This is a genomic window from Halovulum sp. GXIMD14793, from assembly GCF_054457435.1.
In genome coordinates this window covers 1-18,170 of record NZ_JBTLNE010000045.1, presented here as the reverse complement: position 1 = coordinate 18,170, position 18,170 = coordinate 1, and the positions used below count along the sequence as shown (strand labels likewise).

Below are 18,170 nucleotides of genomic sequence, written 5' to 3'. Positions count from 1 at the left end.
GTTGAAGCGGTTTGCATCACTCAATGCCTGGTTGATGAGACGTATACATAGGACAGTCATCACGACAAATCCGCGAAGTTCGTACCACGTGATCACGTGACAGGATCAGGCGACATTTCCTGTGATCAGTCCGGTCCCAAGACCGCGTATGGCTGCCGTGATCCGGTCCGTTGTACCCAGCTTCAGAAATACCCGTCGCATATAGGCGTCGACCGTGTGCGCAGAAATACCAACAATATCAGCAATCACCGAGTTGCTTTTTCCCCGGGCCACCCATTCTAAAATTTCCAGTTCCCGCTCCGACAGCCGGGGCGGCGCAGGCAAACGGGAGCGGACGCTCAGGCAATATTTCTGGTGCGCGGTCTGACAGACACATTGATAGACTGATATCACATCCGAATCCGGCCGCGGCCCGCTGATACCCAGACCAAAATAGCCGTTGCGCCCCCCCGGACCAAAAACCTGAATGGCCAGGCCATCGCCCAGACCAGCCGCCTCGAACTGTATCAGAAACTCTTTGTGCTGAGGCTCAAGCGGGGTCAGATCCCTGATTTGGTCCCAAAAGAAGGGTTCCTCGGATCGAAGGGCGTGCAGCGGGATAGGGTCCACGCGGTACAGCTTTTGCCTGATATACGGCCGTAACCAGTCAATCGGCACGCCATCGGCAGCAATGCGTGGCCGCCCCTCATCCGGTGCGCCAAGCGGCGGGAGGTGATGGTAAATCACCATATCTATGCCATGAGATTGGAAATACCTGACCACAACACGCCAAAGATCTTCGGACCACGCAGCAGCGTTTGCTGCACGGAAAAAATCCTCCAGCGTCATTGCCGGCGTCGCCATACAGTATCCCCCCGGATTTGCGACTACAGGTGTGAAGGTCTTCATGTTAGGTCCAAATAACTGAAAATGCGAGTATCTTTCGGATAGTATATGGCAGGAGACAGGATCGGCATGCTGACATTCCGGCAATATGCAGCGCTTGCAGCGACACATCTGCCGAATACGCAAAGCTGGCGAATCGGTGCGGGAGTGGTGCTTTTCGCCGTGTGCTACTTTGCGGCAAGCACGCTGGCCTATCTGGTGTTGCTGACACCGCAAGAGATGTCGGCCGTTCAGACTGGCGCACCGGCAACGCCGCGGATCACATTGATGTTACTGCTGCCCTTTCCCTTGGTTCTATTGCTTTTCGCGCTTGAGCTAAGACCGCTTCACCATGTGGGATTTCGTCGCCTGGCCGCGCTGCGACCCACGCGGTTTGTCCGCTCGCTTGTGATTGGCGTTGCGGTTGTTCTGCTTCCAATAGCGTTTTTGTGGCTTTTACCCGGTGATGGGTCGCCACTGTCACAACAAACGCCGTTAAACATCTGGCTAAGGCTAGTGACACCAGCCCTGGGCCTCTTGCTGCTGCAAACCTTGTGCGAAGAATTTATCTTTCGCGGCTACCTGCAGGGCTATCTTGCGGCACGATTCGCATCGCCCCTGATCTGGTGGATACTACCCTCGACCCTTTTCGCCATGCTGCACTACAGCCCGGAAATGTATGGCGAAGCCGCCTGGCTGGCCGTCATCGCGGTGCTGGTGATGGGGCTTTTGCTGGCCGATATAACCGCGCGCACCGGATCAATTGCCATCGCCTGGGGGGTGCATCTGGGGAACAACGTGGTCTCTGTCCTATGGATTGCGGTGCCTGGTCCGCTCTCAGGTCTCAGCCTGTTTCTGGATGACATCGACCCAAGCTCGGGCCCCGAAATGCAAGCTGCGATACTGATGTCGCTGATCCAGGTCCTGATTCTATATGCCCTGTACCAAATCTTTGTTTTCTGGCGCGTGCGCCGCAACAGAGGTTTGCAAAACCCGCCCCGCGCCTCTATCTAGGACGTGTGTCCCATAGCAACGGCCAGGCCCGATGAACTGGATCAGCAACTACGTCCGCCCAAAAATTAATTCTCTGTTCTCCCGCCGCGAGGTGCCCGAGAACCTTTGGATGAAATGCGATGAATGCAGCACCATGCTGTTCCACCGCGAACTGGCGGATAACCTGAATGTTTGCCCGAATTGCGGGCATCATATGTATATCTCCCCCCGTGCCCGATGCGAGGCGCTGTTCGATGGTGGTATCTATGTCGATGTGGAGGTGCCTGAACCGCTTGAGGATCCGCTGCATTTCCGCGACCAGAAACGCTATACTGAGCGGCTGAAAGAGACGCGGCGCAATCTGGGTGAGAAAGAGGCGATGCTGGTCGCCGAAGGCGAAATCGGACGGCTGAACACGATTGTTGCCGTGCAGAATTTCAAATTCATGGGCGGGTCCATGGGCATGTATGTCGGCAATGCGATCATCGCAGCTGCTGAACGCGCCATTGCCCGCCGCGCCCCGCTGGTGCTGTTTTCCGCCGCTGGCGGTGCGCGCATGCAGGAGGGTATTCTCAGCCTGATGCAGATGCCACGCACAACCGTCGCGGTGCAGATGCTGAAAGAGGGAGACATACCTTTTGTCGTCGTCCTGACCCATCCAACAACCGGGGGTGTAACCGCATCTTATGCGATGCTGGGCGATGTCCATATTGCTGAGCCGAATGCGCTGATCTGCTTTGCCGGGCCGCGTGTGATTGAACAAACCATCCGCGAGACCCTGCCCGAAGGGTTCCAGCGCGCTGAGTATCTGCTTGATCACGGCATGTTGGACCGTGTGGTGGCGCGCAAGGATATGCGCGAGGAAATCGCGACCCTGCTGCGGCTGATGACCAACCAACCCCCAAGGGTCCATGGTGATCTGCCAAAGCCAGAGGCGGCGGAAGACGCACCACCTGAGGCCGAAGCAGAGGCGAAGGCAGACAAACCTGACACTGCCGATCCTGCGCCTGCGGCGGACAAACCCACCGACAAAGACGCGCCCAAGGCCGCAGAGTGACCGCTGAGCATTCCGATGTCATCCTTGATCGGATGATGTCCCTGCATCCCAAGTTCATGGATCTGACCCTGGACCGAATGTGGCGCATCCTTGCCGCATTGGATCATCCCGAGCAGAAACTGCCACCAGTGATCCATGTTGCCGGGACCAACGGAAAGGGCTCGACCATTGCGATGATCCGCGCAGGGCTGGAAGGCGCGGGTGACCGGGTTCACGTCTATACCTCGCCGCATCTGGCCCGGTTTCATGAGCGGATTCGTCTGGCGGGCGACCTGATCTCTGAAGAAGCGCTATCCGATGTGCTGGCGGAATGTGAGGCCGCCAACGGTCCTGATCAGATCACCTATTTCGAGATCACCACCGCCGCTGGCCTGCTGGCGTTTTCCTGGGTGCCTGCTGACTGGACCTTACTGGAGGTAGGGCTGGGCGGGCGGCTGGATGCAACCAATGTGATCACACCAGCGCTCAGTGTGATCACGCCGGTTTCCATCGATCATCAGCAGTATCTTGGCGATACGCTGGCTGAAATCGCTGGTGAAAAGGCGGGTATCCTGAAACCCGGTGTGCCTTGTATCGTTGGGCCACAACAAGATGAGGCGCTGGAGGTGATCGAAGCCCGCGCCGAGGCGATTGGCACCCCCCTGCATATCGCCAACCGCGACTGGCAGGTCTGGGCCGAACATGGTCGTTTGGTCTTTCAGGATAACGACGGCCTGCTGGATCTGCCTCTTCCGGTGCTGATCGGTGCCCACCAGATCGATAATGCCGGTACGGCCATCGCGGCCCTGCGCGCCCTGAACAAGGGAGATCCCGAGGCCGCCGTGACCAACGCTGAATGGCCGGCTCGCCTGCAACGCCTGCGCCATGGCCCCCTGGTTGAAGCGGCCGGGCAATCAGATCTATGGCTGGATGGCGGTCATAACAAAGCCGCAGGGGCTGCGCTGGCCAAAACGCTGACCACGCTGAATGATCGGCCGATAAATCTGGTCTGCGGCATGCTGAAAACCAAGGATGCGCGCGGCTATATGCGCCATCTTGCAGGTATCGCTACGCAAATGCGCACCGTCTCGATCCCCGGCGAACAAGCCACCCTGACAGCCGAGGAAACCGCCGATGCGGCCCGCTCCGTCGGTATGAAAGCGGCATCCGCAGCCGATACGATGCAGGCCGTCAAAGAAATGGCCGAAGCGACACCGGGCTGCCGTATTCTTATCTGTGGATCGCTGTATCTTGCCGGGCAAGTTCTGCGCGAGAACGGATAAACGACGCTTAGATCATGCGGCTTTTGGGCGCGTTGCGTCACATCCCGCTCAGTCTAAAGGTCTTGCCGATGGGTAGGGGATCAAAAATGAGCTTCCGTCTGATCGCATCGGTTGCAGGCTTTCTTTACCTTGTTCTAAGCGCCGTCCTGATACTGTTCCCGGAGGTCATCTATTGGCTCCTCGGGCAAGAGGGGAATGGGTTGGGCGATTTTCTGGCCAAGCGCGCGGGTGTTCTTTTTATCGGCTTTAGCGTCTTTTGCCTCGCCTCCCGAAAGACAGAGTCGCCGGAAGTCATCGGCATCGTCACGCTGTCCATCGGCACCGCCATGAGCGCCATAGCAGGGCTTGGGCTTTACGAGTTCATCAATGGGAATGCGGGGGCTGGGATCATGATTGCCATCGTGATCGAGGTAATTATCGCAACGCTGTTCCTGCGCCTATGGTTCGGTCACAGGTCAGCGAAATAATTTTTGTGACGCGCAACAGCTGCGCAGGCGCATCAATCAGTGAAACTGCCCGCCTGGGCTATAGCGCCCTTCATGCAATTTGCCGAAAAACGACTCGACCTCGGGATGCTCAACGGGGTCACCGCTGTCGTCCTGAACCAGATTCTGCTCGGAAACATAGGCGACGTAGTAAGACGTCTCATTCTCGGCCAGCAGATGGTAAAAGGGCTGCTCTTTTGAGGGGCGGTTTTCAGCGGGAATGGCGTTGTACCATTCTTCGGTGTTGTTAAAGGTCGGGTCGACATCAAAGATCACCCCGCGAAACGGGTGATACCGGTGCTTAACCACCTGGCCCAAAGAAAATTTTGCCGAATTACGCTGCATTTTATCCTCAATTGCATCCGACACACAGATATCCCCACATTGACAATGAGTCCATATCGCGTTGAAGCAGGGACGTCTGCAATGCGTGAAGGGGGCGGGCTTGGCTCTGTTTCTACAAGTTCTGCAAAGTGTTGCGCCGGTTTTTATCCTGGCGCTGGTTGGCTTCACCTGGGTGCGGCTTGGGTTTGAGTATCGGGTGCAGTTCGTCACCCGTCTGGCTATGACCCTTTCAATCCCCTGCCTGATCTTCACCGCTCTTGTGAAGACCGAGGTTGATCCGGCGCTTCTGCGCGACACAGCCGTGGCCACATTGGGGGCCTATGGTGTGATCTCTGCCGCCGCTCTTGGCTTTGTCCGGCTGACCAAGCTTGATCCGCGCACCTACTGGCCGCCGATGGTGTTCGGCAATACCGGCAATCTGGGCCTGCCCGTGGCGCTGTTTGCCTTCGGGTCAGAGGGCCTGGGCTATGCCGTGGTGATCTTTGCGATTCTGGCAATCCTGTCCTTTACCATCGGACTTTGGGTGGTTTCGGGCGGGGGGTCGGCTCTTAAGGCCGTCAAGGAACCGCTGGTTGGAGCCACACTTCTGGGCGGGGTTTTTATGGTGATGAACTGGCCGCTGCCGGTCTGGGCAATGAACACGCTGGAACTGACAGGGCAGATGGCGATCCCGCTGATGCTGATTACGCTTGGGGTGGCCATCTCGCGCCTGCAACCGGCGGCGATTGGACGCGGGGTTCTGATCAGTCTGGCCAAGCTGGCCATCTGTCTGGCGGCCGGGTTCTGGGCCGGATGGGCGCTGAGCCTGCCGCCCGTTGCTATGGGGGTGCTGGTGATGCAGCTTTCCACACCGGTTGCGGTCACAAACTATATGCTGGCCCAGAAATACAGCCCCTATGCCGAGGAGGTCGCGGGCCTCGTTGTCGTCTCCACCCTGTTGTCGGTGGTCTCAATCCCGCTGACGCTGGCGGTGTTTCTGTAAAACGCTTCACAAAAGTCGCCGCTTGAGGCATGATCTGACGCAGAAAGAGCGTCAAAGACGCCATGAGCAGTTCTGATACAGGATGACGTCCGAATGCGACGCTATGCCATTTTGTTTTTCCTTTGTCTGACCGCCTGTGCCGGTGGGTCTGAAGGCCCGCCTTCAGATATCACGAATGCCTGCGCCATCAAGCAGCAGCGCCCGAGTTGGTTCAAGGCTATGTATGCCTCCCAGCGGCGCTGGGGTGTGCCAGTGCATGTGCAGCTGGCGACGCTTTATCAGGAAAGCAGCTTCCGGCCTGATGCGCGTACCCCGCGTAAGTACTTCATGGGTTTCATCCCCAATGGCCGGGTGTCCAGCGCCTTTGGTTACGCGCAAGCGATTGACGGCACTTGGGACTGGTACAAGCGTGACACGGGCCGCCGCAGCGCCCGGCGAGACCGGTTCCCGGATGCCACGGATTTTATGGGCTGGTACATGAACCAGACCAAGGACCGCAACGGCATCGAATTGCATGACGCCTATAACCAGTATCTGGCCTATCACGAAGGGCACACGGGCTATGCGCGCGGGTCCTATAACGCCAAAAGCTGGCTGACACGCACTGCGCGAAAGGTTGACCAACGCGCGCAGGATTATGAGTTGCAACTCCTGTTCTGCCCCTGAGGCATGGTATGCTTGGGATAAAGTGATCCCTGAGCTGTTGCACCGGGTTGCGATGTCCCGGTAGTCCAACATGACCGATGGCGATTGCTTCGGCGCAATTCCTCTGGGCTTGATCGCGCCTTAAGTCCGGCTTGCTCCCGGTAGCGCCCCCGCCGATACTGCTCAAATTGGGAGGGGTGATGGACCGGTTAAGCGAAATGCAAGCCTTTGTCAGCGTCGTTGATCAGGGTGGTTTTACCGAAGCGGCGCGCAAGATGGGCATCTCCAAATCTGCCGTCTCCAAACATGTCGCTTCGCTTGAAGAGCGTCTTGGCGCACGGCTTTTGAACCGCACCACACGCCGTGTCAGCCCGACAGAGATTGGTCTGGCCTATTACGACCGAGTCAATTCCGTGCTGCAGGCCGCAACCGAGGCGGATGATATGGTCGGCACGATGCAGGACAATCCCAAAGGGTCCTTGCGGGTGTCTGTACCGGTCAGTTTTGGCATTTCGCAACTCTCTGGCCTGATCAACGGCTTTCTGGAGGCAAATCCGGAAGTGGATATAAATCTGGTGCTGGATGATCGCTTTGTTGAACTGGTCGCCGAAGGGTTTGATCTGGCCATTCGTATCGGGCATTTGCAGGACAGCAGCCTGAAAGCTCGCAAACTTGCAGAAACGCGCACGGTCCTGGTCGCCTCGCCTGCGTATCTGGCGCGCCAGGGCACACCTGCCCGGCTGAATGATCTGACCAACCATCAGCTTTTACACTATTCCAACCTGTCGACTGGCAATTTCTGGCGCCTCCGCACCCTGTCGGGAGAAGAGCAGCATATTCGCGTTGGCGGGCGCCTAACAGCCAATAATGCCGAGGCACTGATGCAAGCGGCAGAGGACGGCCTGGGCATTGCACAACTGCCCGGTTTCATTCTTGGCGACGCAATCTCAACAGGGCGGCTGGTGGAGGTTTTGCCGGAACTGGCGGTGGACAGGCTTGGGATCTATGCTGTCTATCCGCCAGGGCGTTTCGTGCAACCAAAGCTGCGGGCCTTTATCGACCATCTAGTCGCAGCCTTCAGGCAAGGGCAACTTATTGATCCAAGCTGACGCGAATCCATATATTGCACCGCATCATTCTCCCCTTGGATTTCGTTGTTTCTGCAATTACTTCGTCGGATTCCAGAGGCAAAATCAACACGTCTGCAGCCCTGAGATGGAATTTTATCAAAACTTCAGCAATCGATCAGTTTATGGGCAACACCATAACTCATTAAGTTAGAATAGAAATAAACTCAAAATCACAAGCGACCTGTTACGGGTTTGAGTTTTTCCTGTTCGATTGCATTCCTGACCGGCCTTTTTCCGCAGAAAGTGATTTTTACCCGATTCAGCTATGGCGCACCGCACAAAAACCCGTTAGCTTAATCCCGACCTTTCTTGAAAGGTTATCGCCCTTTACCGGGCGTTTCCTCCCTAGACTTGGGCCGCGCATTGCGCGGCCCTTTTTTTTGCATGACGCTATGAGTCAGCGCTTCACGATCTCCACCCGGCGGTTCAACGCCTGGCCTTCCTCGGTGTCGTTCAGGGCACGCGGTGACATGAACCCCGCCCCGGCAACCTCAAGCCGATCCGGGGAAATCCCGAATTCAGCAACCAACGCATCCCGAACCGCCCCCGCGCGACTACGGGACAGGCGGATATTCGCGTCCAGACCGCCCTCATTGTCTGAGTGCCCCACGATCAGCAGGACCAGATTTGGGTCTTCCTCCAGCAGAGCAACCAATGGGGCGAGGCTTTGCACACTGCCCTCTGCCAGATCTGTACTGCCAGAGGCGAAGGCGACACCGTCGAGAACGGCCCGGCCGGTCTGGTGAAACTGTTCAATATTGGCACCGTTAACAAATCTTGGGCCGGTTGGCACTTCGAGCGGAACTGAGTCGACATCCGGTGGCATCACTTCGGCCAACTGGACATGTCCCCCGCGTTCCGAGCGACTTACCAGCAGGCTAAGGTAATGGTCCGGGTTCTCGGCTGAAACCGCCGAGAGGTACCGAAAATCGTTCAGATCAACCTCCATCTGCGGCGACAACATCACCGGCAGAGCAAAGCGAAAGTCAAACCCGCCGCATTTGTCGCTGTGGCATTCAAAGACCGGTTCGAACCCCAGCTTTTCCAAAGCGTTTTTCAAGGAGGCCATCACCGGCGCGGTCTGCCCACGCTCTGCCGGGAACCGCCAGGCACGGGTCAGCACCTCCCCCTGCAGGGCCTTAGCCGGGTGGGTATCGACGCTGTAGGTGGCAATCGGCAGATCATAACGCCCGATCTCGGTCGTGCGGCCCGTTTCCACCGCGCCTGGTGGCAATGGCAGCGCCAGCTCGGCCAGCCCCGGGCCAGCCAGACACAGCCATACCACCAGCGCCAGCCGCATCAGCGCGCCTGACCGTGATAGTCGTCATTGGGCCGCATATCGATGGCCGAGGCCATGCGGTTCGACATCGCAAAGAAAGACGCAACCGCCGCAATATCCCAGATATCGGCATCGCTGAAATCGTGTTCACGCAGCACCTGCCGATCCGCCTCAGTGATCGTCGCTGAGGCTTCGTTCATCTTCACCGCGAAATCCAGCATGGCGCGTTGGCGCGCTGTGATATCTGCAACGCGGTAGTTCATGACCAGCGCCTCACCCAGCCTCGGGTCGCCGGATAACTCCCGTACTGCCGCCCCATGGGCCACCTGACAGTAGTAGCAGCGGTTTGCCGCGGAGACGGCAACGGCGATCATCTCCCGCTCCAGCTTGGACAGGCCACTATCGGCCAGCATCAGCTCATTATACATCGCGGTAAAGGCGTTCAGCTTTTCGATGCTGTGGCTATAGGCGGTCAAGACATTCGGGATCATGCCAAGCTTGTCCTGGCAGATATCGAAATACTTCCGGGTTGCCTCGGGCAGCGGGTCGGCCTGTTTCAGGCCCAGCGCGATTGGCAGCTTCATGTCTGTGGCTCCTTTGTGGCCAGGATCCGGTAATGGTAGTGACCCGCAACCTGCATTCCAAGACGTCGGTAAAGTGCATTGGCGGCAGTGTTGGCATCCGTCGTCATCAACGCAAGCGTTTCAGCGCCCAGCCGCCGCGCCCAGCGTGCCGCCGCCCGGGTCATGGCCGCGCCCATTCCGGCGCGCCTTGCCCCCGGTGCTACCTCTAGCGCATGCAGCATGGCAATCTTGCCGTCGCAGGCCACGAATGCTGCCGCCGTCGCACGATCATCATCGCGCCCCATCAGATAGCATTTCGGGCCCGCCGCGCGCTCCATCACAGCCAGGCGCGGCGCAGTGATGTTGCCTGCGGCCCAAACCTCACGCATTGCCTGCAAAATCAGGTTCCCCTCGATGATATGGAGGGTCTCGGATGCCTCACGCGCCAAATGCGCCACCTCGCCAGCATAGATCGTGACCGGATCAATCACCTGATAGCCGCGCGCAGCAAGATCGCGGTCCAGATCATCCTCTCCGCCCCGCAGCATAAAAAGCGGGGGTAGCCCGGCCTCAACCATCAGCCGCTCCGCCTCTGCCGGATCGCCTCCACCGCACTGCGTTGCCGAGGACACCCGTTTGCCCGCACCTTGCGTGATACACAGGGTCCATCCGCCCACCTCGCGCCGCTCCGCAGCGGGCCAGGTTGCCTCGGTCGCGTCAAAAAGCCGGTTGGTCGGCGGAATGTGCCACATCGTTCATCTCTGCTTTGTTACAGGGTGCGAAGGGTCTTATGCACGCCGCTAGACCATGGCTGCAACACATCCCTTGGACAATCTATGCCGAAACAAAGGCTATCAGCCCGCCCCAAGGTCAACTAGCCCTTGCGAACCCCTGCCCCGCTGTGTGAAAGCAGCAGGGAACAGTCATCGCTGCGAAAGGGAGAAATATGGGTATCAAGGTTGCCATAAACGGATTCGGCCGCATCGGACGAAACATTCTTCGGGCTGTGGTCGAGAACGGCCATGACGATATCGAGGTGATCGCGATCAATGATCTTGGCCCGGTAGAAACCAACGCACATCTGGTGCGCTATGACAGCGTCCATGGCAAGTTTCCCGGCAACGTCACAGTGGATGGCGACACCATCGATGTCGGCCGCGGCCCGATTCGCGTCACGGCAGAGCGTGATCCGAAAGCGTTGCCATGGGGCGATGTCGATATCGCGTTGGAGTGTACCGGCATCTTCACCGCACGCGAGAAAGCCTCGATGCATCTGGAAAACGGATCCAAGCGCGTCCTGATCTCAGCCCCGGGTGCTGAGGCTGACAAGACCATCGTATACGGTGTCAATCACGACATTCTCAACGCCGACGACCGTGTGGTTTCGAACGGCTCTTGCACCACCAACTGTCTGGCCCCTGTGGCCAAGGTTCTACATGACGAGTTTGGCATCAAGTCCGGTTACATGACAACGGTGCATGCCTATACCGGTGATCAGCCGACCCTTGATACCATGCACAAGGACCTCTATCGTGCCCGGGCTGCAGCCATGTCGATGATCCCGACCTCGACCGGTGCTGCAAAGGCGCTGGGGTTGGTGATCCCCGAGCTCAAGGGCGTGTTGGACGGATCGTCTGTCCGCGTTCCGACACCAAACGTGTCCTGCATTGACCTGAAATTCATCGCGGAAAAACCGGCCAGCGCCGAGGATATCAACGCCGCGCTCAAGGCTGCTGCAGAAGGTCCTATGAAAGGTATCCTGCAATATGCAGATGGACCGCTGGTCTCGATCGACTTCAACCATGATCCGCATTCCTCCAGCTTTGCGCCGGACCAGACCAAAGTGCTGAACGAAGGTCTGATACGCGTGCTCAGCTGGTATGACAACGAATGGGGCTTCTCGAATCGTATGATTGATACAGCCCGGGCGGTGGCGGCTTTCCTGTAAAGCCAAGACGACCGGTATCTACAATTTTATGAATTCCTCCCGCGACAGGCGGGGGGAATTAAACTCTCTGAAACGTTCCAGCGTCATACCTGCCCAAGTTTCAACTGCCTGCGGCCGGTCAGACCGGCGCCGAAACTTGGGAACGATCAGAGATGCTTCACACCGTTACGCACAGCTTTTTGCGGCCCACTTCCGTGACGGGGTGTTGCTCAGATGGCTGACAGCACTGCCTATAAAATCCCTCCCACGCCATCGCTTGAGGATGCGCAGGCCTTTGCCGCGACGTTAAAGGATGGGCCGGCTGATCAGCCGGTGCACCTTGATGCCAGCGCGCTTGAGGTGATGACCACGCCTTTCGCTCTGGCCGTTCTGTCGGCCATGGAAAGCCGCACATCCTTGACACCGCCGGCCATTGTATCGGGCGCGACCGACGAATTTGTCGCCGCATTCACCGACCTTGGCCTGTTTCAGGAAATGATGAAGATGGAGTTTGCGACATGAGCCGCGTTCTGGCCGTAGACGATACCCGCGCCTTGCGCGTGATGCTGGCCGATTGCCTGAAAAAGGGTGGGCATGAGGTCGTGGTTGCCGCCGATGGCATCGAGGCGCTTGAGCAATTGCGCAAGCATAAGCCCGATATCGTGATCACTGATTTGAACATGCCGCGGATGAACGGCCTCGACTTTATCGAAGCGGCCCGCCGCGAACCCGATGGCGTCACCCTGCCGATGCTGCTCTTGACCACTGAAACAGCCCAGGCGCTGAAAGAACGTGCCAAGGCCGTCAAGGCCACCGGATGGCTCACCAAACCTTTCGACCCGCAGCAAATTCTTGCGCTGGTCGACCAGCTCGCCTGACATAGCGGAGGTCCCCGATGGACGACGACGAGGATTTTGAAAAGCTGTTCTTTGAAGAGTGTCATGAATTGCTTGAGACACTTCAGGAACACCTAAACCTGCTGGCCGATGGCGAGGCAGATGACGATACCGTGCACGCGGCTTTTCGCGCCGTGCACTCCGTCAAGGGTGGCGCTTCGGCGTTTGGGTTCGATCAGTTGATCGGCTTTGCCCATATCTTCGAGACGGTCATGGATCTTGTCCGCTCTGATAAGCTGGCGATCACTGACGATATTTGCCAGGTACTTCTGCGCTCCGGCGACATGATGGAAGTGTTGGTTGAAAGCGCGGAGAACGGCGTCGATGTCGATGAAGATCGCATCGCCGCGCTGCGGGGCGAGTTGGAAGATCTGGCCGGTGCCCCCGCGGCCAAGAACGACGCCCCCGCTGCAGAGCTTTTTGAGAAAGCATCCGGAACCGAAACGGCGAGTCCGGATGCTGATGCCGATACAACGGCGGCCAAGGATGACGCCGCATCCGACACCGAAATGCATACTCTTGTGGTCAGGTTTACCCCGGATCAGGATTTCCTGACCTCCGGCCATGACCCGCTGCGGCTGATCCGCAAAGCCCGCAATCTTGGGCTTACCAAGGTTGCTGTCGACGGCAGTGTTCCGCAATTGGACAGCTTCGACGCCTCGGTCTGCCCCCTGGGTTGGGAATTGACCTTCGAAACTAACCAGCCCCAGCAGGAGATTGAGGATTTCTTCGAGATCTACGCGCATACTGCCGAGATCGAATTTCTGTCTGAGCAGGATGACGAAACGGACGAGGCCGAAGGGGCCACAAGTCCTGAAAAAGATAGCCAGGCCAACCCGGAACCTGCCGAAAAGCAGCCGCCCAAGACTGCGAAGACGCAAAAATCGGATGCCAGCACACCGCGCAGTGCAGGAAGCTCAAAGTCCCTGCGTGTGGAGCTCTCCAGAATTGACCGGCTGGTTAATCTCGTCGGTGAGATGCTGATCACTCAGGCCGGTTTGGCGCAGCGTCTGACCGAAACGGAGGAGCATGACGCCAGTGAAGGCCAGGTAGAGATGGGCCACTCTATCGACGCCATGTCACGCCAGTTACGCGAGTTGCAGGAAAGCGTGATGGCGATCCGCGCACAACCCGTCAAATCCGTGTTCAGCCGAATGCCGCGCGTTGTGCGCGACCTGTCCGAAAGCCTCGGCAAAGAGGCGCGCCTGGACCTGTTCGGCCAGCACACCGAAGTCGACGCAACGGTCATTGAGGAGTTGGCCGAACCCCTGACACATATGCTCCGCAATTCCATGGATCACGGCTTGGAAGGCAACGAAGAACGCGAACAAGTCGGCAAACCCCGGGTCGGCCAGATCAAGCTATCCGCAGAACACCGCGGCGAGCGTGTTATCATCATTGTCGAAGATGACGGGCGGGGCGTGAACCGGGAAAGAGTTCTCAAAAAAGCGCTGGAGAATGATCTTATCAGTCCAGACGATAACCTGTCCCCGGAAGAAATTGATCAACTGATTTTCCACCCGGGATTCTCCACCGCAGAGGAGGTTTCGTCTGTCTCTGGCCGCGGCGTCGGCATGGATGTGGTCAAAAAGAAAATTGTCTCGCTGGGCGGACGCTGCATGCTGGAAAGCAATCCCGGCAAGGGCACCCGCTTTGAGATCACCCTTCCGCTGACCCTGGCTGTAATGGACGGTATGACGATCGTCGTCGGCGGCCAGAAATTTATTCTGCCGCTCTCCTCGGTCGTTGAGGCGTTGAATGTCAGCGAGGTTGAACAGAAAAAGCTACCGAACGGCTCCGCCCTTCTGGAGCGGCGCGGCGAATACCTGCGCCTGATCGACCTGCGCAATCTGCTCAGCCTTCCACGGGAAGATACCGGCACCGAAATGGCGATCGTCGTTGACACAGAGGTGAACGGCCACGTCGCCCTGGTCGTCGACGAACTAATTGGCCAGCGGCAGATCGTTCTCAAAAGCCTGGAGGCAAACTTCCGGCGGGTGGAGGGTATCTCTGGCGCAACCATCCTTGGGGATGGCCAGGTTGCACTGATCCTCGACGTGCCGGAACTGCTTCACATGACCCCTAACCTCTCGCCCGTGCAGGAGATGATCCATTGACCGACGCAAAACCAAACAAAGAAGAAGCCGCACTGGAAAGCCCTCGGCAATCCGAGACGCTGCTGCAATTCGTCACTTTCCTTGTCGATGATCGCGCCTATGGGGTGGACATCAAGCTGGTGCGCGAAATCAAGCAGTGGTCACCGACGACCTCGCTTCCAAACCAGCCGACACATACGCGCGGTGTCCTCAATCTGCGTGGCACCATCGTCCCGGTACATGATCTTCGGGTTCGGTTCGGCGGCGCCTTGACCGATGCCTCGGAGACTCATGTCGTGGTGATTGTCTGGATCGGCTCCAAGACTGTCGGCATTTTGGTCGATGCGGTGTCGGACATCATCTCGGTCCCCGCCGAAGAGATCAGGGGTGTACCTTCGAGCCAGTCGGTGGGCGATATGTCAATGCTGGGCGGCCTTGTCCATACCGAGGGCGGAATGGTTGCTCTTCTCGATCTGAACACGCTGTTCCCTGCCGGAGAAGAAGCGGCAGACGTCGCCTGATTTTAGCACCAGACCGAAGGCCACCTGATGTCTCTTTCAGACCAGCCAGACATGCAGTCGCTGTCTGACAGCTCCTTTGAACGTATCGCTGCACGGATCAGCGAGATGGCAGGAATTGTCCTGGAACCGCGCAAGAAGCAGATGATTTTCTCGCGGCTCAACCGCCGTGTTCGCGCGTTGGACCTGTCCGGCTTTGATGCCTATATCGACTTTCTCGATAGCGCCGATGGTGCGTCAGAGCAGCAGGATTTCGTCAATGCCCTGACAACAAACCTGACCTCGTTCTTTCGCGAAGGTCACCACTACGATCACCTACGCAAGGAGGTTATCGCGCCCACCCTCGCTGCTGGCCGAACCCGGCTGCGTATATGGTCGGCGGGCTGTTCGACGGGGGAGGAGCCCTATTCCACAGCTCTGTGTCTGGCCGAAGCGGTCAGACCTATCCCGGATGACTTCAAAATCCTTGCCACCGATATAGACACCAAGGTGCTGGAACACTGCCGCGCTGCAACCTATGACGCGGGGCGAAATCAGGAAATTACCCAACGGTTTCGCAACTTCCTTAGCATCGACAAGGCCGCCGAGCAGTTCTCCCTGTCGCCAGAGGTTCGCCGCTGCGTCAGTTTCAAACAGCTGAACCTGATGCAAAACTGGCCTATGTCAGGGCCGTTCGACGTCATTTTTTGCCGGAATGTTCTGATCTATTTCTCGCGCGAGACCAAAGCCAGTCTTCTGGACCGTTTTGTGCAGAAACTGGTGCCTGGCGGCTTCCTCTATCTGGGCCATTCCGAACCGATCCTTCAGGAGCATCCCCATCTGATTTCCAAGGGGCAGACGATGTATCAAAGGCGGGTGGAATGAATATCCAGACCACCGAAAGCCGCATCTATTTTGAGGCCAAGATCGGCAATGACGTTTACCCGGTGCTGCCAGGTTTTCACAAGGTTATCCAGAATCCCAAGCTGATGCTGACAACGCTGCTCGGCTCTTGCGTCGCGGCCTGTATTCGCGACCGAAAATCCGGCACCGGTGGGCTGAACCATTTTCTTTTGCCAGCGCAGCGTGATGCAGGTCAGACGGCCAACTTCTCGGCTCGTTATGGTGTCAACGCGATGGAGATACTAATCAACGACATCCTTCGCCGGGGCGCGCGTAAATCCGACCTTGAAGTTAAGGTGTTCGGCGGCTCGCAGATACTGGCGGGTAAAGATCTGCCATCAGTCGGCCAACAAAATGCGGACTTCGTACTCGGCTACCTGAAAGATGAAGGACTAGGTTTGCTAGCCTCTGACTTAGGTGGAATGCGGGCACGGCGCGTGTTTTTCATGCCGTCCACCGGCAATGTCCGGGTGCAGTACCTGTCACCCAGCGAAACCGCAGCGCAATCCCGCGAAGAAGTTGCGCTGGAAAAAACCATCCGGTCGAAGGCGACCACCTCACCAACTGTGGAGTTGTTTTGATGCAGCACTCGCGCTCCGGCAATTCAAAGATCCGTGTCGTCGTTGTCGATGACAGTCCCTTGATGTTGAAAATGATCTCCAGCGGTCTTGAGCAGGACGGCGATATTGACGTAGTCGCCACTGCGCAAAACCCGATCGACGCGCGTAGTTTAATTAAGGCCCATGACCCCGATCTGATCACACTGGATGTCGAGATGCCAGGCATGAACGGGATCGAATTCCTTGAAAAGATTATGACCTTGCGGCCGATGCCGGTCATCATGGTCTCAACTTTGACCGAGGCTGGGGCCGATGTGACATTGCAGGCTCTGCAAATCGGCGCGGTGGATGCCGTGGCGAAGCCGGTTGGTCGACAGGGATTGGCCGAATTTGGCGAAGAGCTACGGCGAAAGGCACGGGCCGCCAGCACTGCGCGCGTACAAAAATGGGTACCGCCAACGTCCGCCAGTGCTACACTAAATAGCGCTGCACTACGGCTGGGAAAAACACCCAGCGGCTGCAAACTGATTGCAATCGGCGCATCGACCGGCGGGGTCAGCGCGATCCATGATGTGTTGTCAGGCCTGCCTGTCGACCTGCCGCCGATTGTGATTACACAACACATGCCGCCTCAGTTCACGACCCGCTTTGCGGACCGGCTGAACAACCAACTCGGCTTTGATGTCGCCGAGGCAACTGAAGGCGAGGCCCTAAAGCCAGGCGCGGTGCGCATCGCACCCGGCGATGCGCATCTTTGCGTTGCGCGCAACGGCAATGGCCTGGAAGCCCGGCTTGATCGTGCAACAGGTCCGATCTCTGGCCATGTGCCATCGGTGGATGTCCTGTTCAACTCTGTCTGTACTGCGGTAGGTGGCGCCACCGTCGGGATCATTCTGACCGGAATGGGGCGTGACGGCGCAGCAGGATTGCGCGCGATGCGCAATGCCGGATCCATGACCTTTGGCGAGGCGGAATCCAGCTGCACTGTCTACGGCATGCCCCGCGTCGCCATGTCAATGAACGCAGTAATCGAAGAATTGCATATCCGCCGGATTTCCGGCCGCCTTTGTGACTTTCTTAATACCTCAGCGGTTAAAGAGAGAGCGTAGGAGAAGGAACGCACGCATGCCCGCAGCAAAAACACTGAAAATCCTCGTTGTCGACGACCAGCAGAGCATGCGCGGCTTGGCCCGCCAGTGCCTGAAAAAGCTGGGCGTGATGAATGTAGCATTGGCCGCTTCCGGCGATCAGGCGCTGGAGGTTATGAACCAAGACAAATTTGACGCCGTTATCTCAGACCTCAACATGCCGGGCCTGAGCGGTGTCGAACTGGCGCAAAAAATCAAGGGGCACCCGGTCCTAAAATCAACGCCTGTTTTCCTTGCGACGTCAGACGCTTATCGTGATCGGGCCAGTGATGAAACAGTGGATCATTTCGTCGCCAAACCGTTCAGCGTCAACGACATGCGCGAAGCAATTGAGACGCATCTTGGTGCCTTGACCTAGTGGTAAGGCGGTCGCCTGCGCATTGCGTTAGAAATCCGATTTAGGCAGTCCATGCTGGCATCTAGGCAGCGTACCCACAAAGGGCTTTATACTCCCAATGACTTGTGATTTTTTTCGCGCCAAACAAGCGGCGGGAGTAGTCACATGGCGCGATCAGACATGAGCGATTTGGAATGGGCA

The 18,170-nt window shown here is 57.8% G+C and carries 21 protein-coding genes; 16 read left to right on the top strand and 5 right to left on the bottom strand.

The features are described from left to right. Nucleotides 1-105 precede the first annotated feature (105 nt). Entirely contained in the window at nucleotides 106-843 is a 738-nt protein-coding gene (locus tag ACW9UQ_RS13320) for a LuxR family transcriptional regulator (protein WP_458931510.1), read from the bottom strand. A gap of 111 nt (nucleotides 844-954) precedes the next feature. On the opposite strand from ACW9UQ_RS13320, the gene ACW9UQ_RS13315 reads away from it, so the two are divergent. The 4 genes from ACW9UQ_RS13315 (at nucleotide 955) to ACW9UQ_RS13300 (ending at nucleotide 4,643) form a co-directional block, all read left to right on the top strand. Further along, entirely contained in the window at nucleotides 955-1,878 is a 924-nt protein-coding gene (locus ACW9UQ_RS13315; protein ID WP_458931509.1) for a CPBP family intramembrane glutamic endopeptidase, read from the top strand. A 31-nt stretch (nucleotides 1,879-1,909) separates the two neighbouring features. Further along, entirely contained in the window at nucleotides 1,910-2,914 is a 1,005-nt protein-coding gene (gene accD, locus ACW9UQ_RS13310; protein WP_458931508.1) for an acetyl-CoA carboxylase, carboxyltransferase subunit beta, read from the top strand. Then, complete coding sequence (locus ACW9UQ_RS13305) at nucleotides 2,911-4,176, top strand: bifunctional folylpolyglutamate synthase/dihydrofolate synthase (protein ID WP_458931507.1); 1,266 nt, start codon at nucleotides 2,911-2,913, stop codon at nucleotides 4,174-4,176. Before accD ends, ACW9UQ_RS13305 begins: the two co-directional genes overlap by 4 nt. 86 nt (nucleotides 4,177-4,262) lie before the next feature. Then, nucleotides 4,263-4,643 carry a hypothetical protein gene (locus tag ACW9UQ_RS13300; RefSeq protein WP_458931506.1) on the top strand — a complete coding sequence of 127 codons (381 nt, stop codon included), beginning with the start codon at nucleotides 4,263-4,265 and terminating at the stop codon, nucleotides 4,641-4,643. 36 nt (nucleotides 4,644-4,679) lie between these two features. Here ACW9UQ_RS13300 and hspQ read toward each other — a convergent pair whose 3' ends face one another. Next, nucleotides 4,680-5,006 carry a heat shock protein HspQ gene (gene hspQ, locus ACW9UQ_RS13295; protein ID WP_458931505.1) on the bottom strand — a complete coding sequence of 109 codons (327 nt, stop codon included), beginning with the start codon at nucleotides 5,004-5,006 and terminating at the stop codon, nucleotides 4,680-4,682. Between the two features lie 100 nt (nucleotides 5,007-5,106). Between hspQ and ACW9UQ_RS13290 the strand changes: the two genes are divergently transcribed. From ACW9UQ_RS13290 to ACW9UQ_RS13280, 3 genes are all read left to right on the top strand, one after another. Next, complete coding sequence (locus ACW9UQ_RS13290) at nucleotides 5,107-5,988, top strand: AEC family transporter (RefSeq protein WP_458931504.1); 882 nt, start codon at nucleotides 5,107-5,109, stop codon at nucleotides 5,986-5,988. A 93-nt stretch (nucleotides 5,989-6,081) separates the two neighbouring features. Beyond that, a complete protein-coding gene (locus tag ACW9UQ_RS13285) occupies nucleotides 6,082-6,654 on the top strand; it encodes a transglycosylase SLT domain-containing protein (protein WP_458931503.1) in 573 nt (190 codons plus the stop codon). A 179-nt stretch (nucleotides 6,655-6,833) separates the two neighbouring features. Further along, on the top strand, nucleotides 6,834-7,742 hold the full coding sequence (locus ACW9UQ_RS13280) for a LysR family transcriptional regulator (RefSeq protein WP_458931502.1): 909 nt from the start codon (nucleotides 6,834-6,836) through the stop codon (nucleotides 7,740-7,742). A gap of 418 nt (nucleotides 7,743-8,160) precedes the next feature. Here the strand turns inward: ACW9UQ_RS13280 and ACW9UQ_RS13275 are convergent, their stop codons facing one another. Genes ACW9UQ_RS13275 through ACW9UQ_RS13265 form a run of 3 tightly spaced genes read right to left on the bottom strand, consistent with a single transcriptional unit; the run spans nucleotide 8,161 to nucleotide 10,357 of the window. Further along, nucleotides 8,161-9,063: an OmpA family protein gene (locus tag ACW9UQ_RS13275; RefSeq protein ID WP_458931501.1), complete on the bottom strand. Its 903-nt coding sequence runs from the start codon at nucleotides 9,061-9,063 to the stop codon at nucleotides 8,161-8,163. Further along, entirely contained in the window at nucleotides 9,063-9,626 is a 564-nt protein-coding gene (locus ACW9UQ_RS13270; RefSeq protein ID WP_458931500.1) for a peroxidase-related enzyme, read from the bottom strand. The genes ACW9UQ_RS13275 and ACW9UQ_RS13270 overlap by 1 nt, the downstream gene beginning before the upstream one ends. Continuing rightward, complete coding sequence (locus tag ACW9UQ_RS13265) at nucleotides 9,623-10,357, bottom strand: GNAT family N-acetyltransferase (protein WP_458931499.1); 735 nt, start codon at nucleotides 10,355-10,357, stop codon at nucleotides 9,623-9,625. The genes ACW9UQ_RS13270 and ACW9UQ_RS13265 overlap by 4 nt, the downstream gene beginning before the upstream one ends. Before the next feature lie 194 nt (nucleotides 10,358-10,551). Here ACW9UQ_RS13265 and gap point away from each other — a divergent pair, with 194 nt between their 5' ends. The 9 genes from gap to ACW9UQ_RS13220 all read left to right on the top strand — a co-directional run bounded on the left by gap (nucleotide 10,552) and on the right by ACW9UQ_RS13220 (nucleotide 17,990). Then, entirely contained in the window at nucleotides 10,552-11,553 is a 1,002-nt protein-coding gene (gene gap, locus ACW9UQ_RS13260; protein WP_458931498.1) for a type I glyceraldehyde-3-phosphate dehydrogenase, read from the top strand. A gap of 213 nt (nucleotides 11,554-11,766) precedes the next feature. Further along, on the top strand, nucleotides 11,767-12,054 hold the full coding sequence (locus ACW9UQ_RS13255; RefSeq protein WP_458931497.1) for a hypothetical protein: 288 nt from the start codon (nucleotides 11,767-11,769) through the stop codon (nucleotides 12,052-12,054). After that, nucleotides 12,051-12,410 carry a response regulator gene (locus ACW9UQ_RS13250; protein ID WP_458931496.1) on the top strand — a complete coding sequence of 120 codons (360 nt, stop codon included), beginning with the start codon at nucleotides 12,051-12,053 and terminating at the stop codon, nucleotides 12,408-12,410. Before ACW9UQ_RS13255 ends, ACW9UQ_RS13250 begins: the two co-directional genes overlap by 4 nt. A gap of 17 nt (nucleotides 12,411-12,427) precedes the next feature. Further along, complete coding sequence (locus ACW9UQ_RS13245; RefSeq protein ID WP_458931495.1) at nucleotides 12,428-14,545, top strand: chemotaxis protein CheA; 2,118 nt, start codon at nucleotides 12,428-12,430, stop codon at nucleotides 14,543-14,545. Continuing rightward, the gene (locus tag ACW9UQ_RS13240) at nucleotides 14,542-15,045 is read left to right on the top strand and encodes a chemotaxis protein CheW (RefSeq protein ID WP_458931494.1); all 504 of its coding nucleotides are present in this window, start codon (nucleotides 14,542-14,544) and stop codon (nucleotides 15,043-15,045) included. Before ACW9UQ_RS13245 ends, ACW9UQ_RS13240 begins: the two co-directional genes overlap by 4 nt. A gap of 27 nt (nucleotides 15,046-15,072) precedes the next feature. Continuing rightward, complete coding sequence (locus ACW9UQ_RS13235) at nucleotides 15,073-15,906, top strand: CheR family methyltransferase (protein ID WP_458931493.1); 834 nt, start codon at nucleotides 15,073-15,075, stop codon at nucleotides 15,904-15,906. Further along, entirely contained in the window at nucleotides 15,903-16,505 is a 603-nt protein-coding gene (locus tag ACW9UQ_RS13230; RefSeq protein WP_458931492.1) for a chemotaxis protein CheD, read from the top strand. Before ACW9UQ_RS13235 ends, ACW9UQ_RS13230 begins: the two co-directional genes overlap by 4 nt. Then, nucleotides 16,505-17,593 (top strand): protein-glutamate methylesterase/protein-glutamine glutaminase, encoded by a 1,089-nt coding sequence (locus ACW9UQ_RS13225; protein ID WP_458931491.1) that lies wholly within the window; start codon nucleotides 16,505-16,507, stop codon nucleotides 17,591-17,593. Before ACW9UQ_RS13230 ends, ACW9UQ_RS13225 begins: the two co-directional genes overlap by 1 nt. A 16-nt stretch (nucleotides 17,594-17,609) precedes the next feature. Next, a complete protein-coding gene (locus tag ACW9UQ_RS13220) occupies nucleotides 17,610-17,990 on the top strand; it encodes a response regulator (protein WP_458931490.1) in 381 nt (126 codons plus the stop codon). The last annotated feature ends 180 nt before the right edge of the window (nucleotides 17,991-18,170 follow it).

Excerpts from the sequence above, each read along its gene's own strand:
- ACW9UQ_RS13320 (WP_458931510.1), bottom strand. The coding sequence starts at position 843 with ATGGCGACGCCGGCAATGACGCTGGAGGATTTTTTCCGTGCAGCAAAC.
- ACW9UQ_RS13315 (WP_458931509.1), top strand. The coding sequence starts at position 955 with ATGCTGACATTCCGGCAATATGCAGCGCTTGCAGCGACACATCTGCCG.
- accD (WP_458931508.1), top strand. The coding sequence starts at position 1,910 with ATGAACTGGATCAGCAACTACGTCCGCCCAAAAATTAATTCTCTGTTC.
- ACW9UQ_RS13300 (WP_458931506.1), top strand. The coding sequence starts at position 4,263 with ATGAGCTTCCGTCTGATCGCATCGGTTGCAGGCTTTCTTTACCTTGTT.
- hspQ (WP_458931505.1), bottom strand. The coding sequence starts at position 5,006 with ATGCAGCGTAATTCGGCAAAATTTTCTTTGGGCCAGGTGGTTAAGCAC.
- ACW9UQ_RS13285 (WP_458931503.1), top strand. The coding sequence starts at position 6,082 with ATGCGACGCTATGCCATTTTGTTTTTCCTTTGTCTGACCGCCTGTGCC.
- ACW9UQ_RS13280 (WP_458931502.1), top strand. The coding sequence starts at position 6,834 with ATGGACCGGTTAAGCGAAATGCAAGCCTTTGTCAGCGTCGTTGATCAG.
- ACW9UQ_RS13275 (WP_458931501.1), bottom strand. The coding sequence starts at position 9,063 with ATGCGGCTGGCGCTGGTGGTATGGCTGTGTCTGGCTGGCCCGGGGCTG.
- ACW9UQ_RS13270 (WP_458931500.1), bottom strand. The coding sequence starts at position 9,626 with ATGAAGCTGCCAATCGCGCTGGGCCTGAAACAGGCCGACCCGCTGCCC.
- ACW9UQ_RS13265 (WP_458931499.1), bottom strand. The coding sequence starts at position 10,357 with ATGTGGCACATTCCGCCGACCAACCGGCTTTTTGACGCGACCGAGGCA.
- gap (WP_458931498.1), top strand. The coding sequence starts at position 10,552 with ATGGGTATCAAGGTTGCCATAAACGGATTCGGCCGCATCGGACGAAAC.
- ACW9UQ_RS13255 (WP_458931497.1), top strand. The coding sequence starts at position 11,767 with ATGGCTGACAGCACTGCCTATAAAATCCCTCCCACGCCATCGCTTGAG.
- ACW9UQ_RS13250 (WP_458931496.1), top strand. The coding sequence starts at position 12,051 with ATGAGCCGCGTTCTGGCCGTAGACGATACCCGCGCCTTGCGCGTGATG.
- ACW9UQ_RS13245 (WP_458931495.1), top strand. The coding sequence starts at position 12,428 with ATGGACGACGACGAGGATTTTGAAAAGCTGTTCTTTGAAGAGTGTCAT.
- ACW9UQ_RS13235 (WP_458931493.1), top strand. The coding sequence starts at position 15,073 with ATGTCTCTTTCAGACCAGCCAGACATGCAGTCGCTGTCTGACAGCTCC.
- ACW9UQ_RS13230 (WP_458931492.1), top strand. The coding sequence starts at position 15,903 with ATGAATATCCAGACCACCGAAAGCCGCATCTATTTTGAGGCCAAGATC.
- ACW9UQ_RS13225 (WP_458931491.1), top strand. The coding sequence starts at position 16,505 with ATGCAGCACTCGCGCTCCGGCAATTCAAAGATCCGTGTCGTCGTTGTC.
- ACW9UQ_RS13220 (WP_458931490.1), top strand. The coding sequence starts at position 17,610 with ATGCCCGCAGCAAAAACACTGAAAATCCTCGTTGTCGACGACCAGCAG.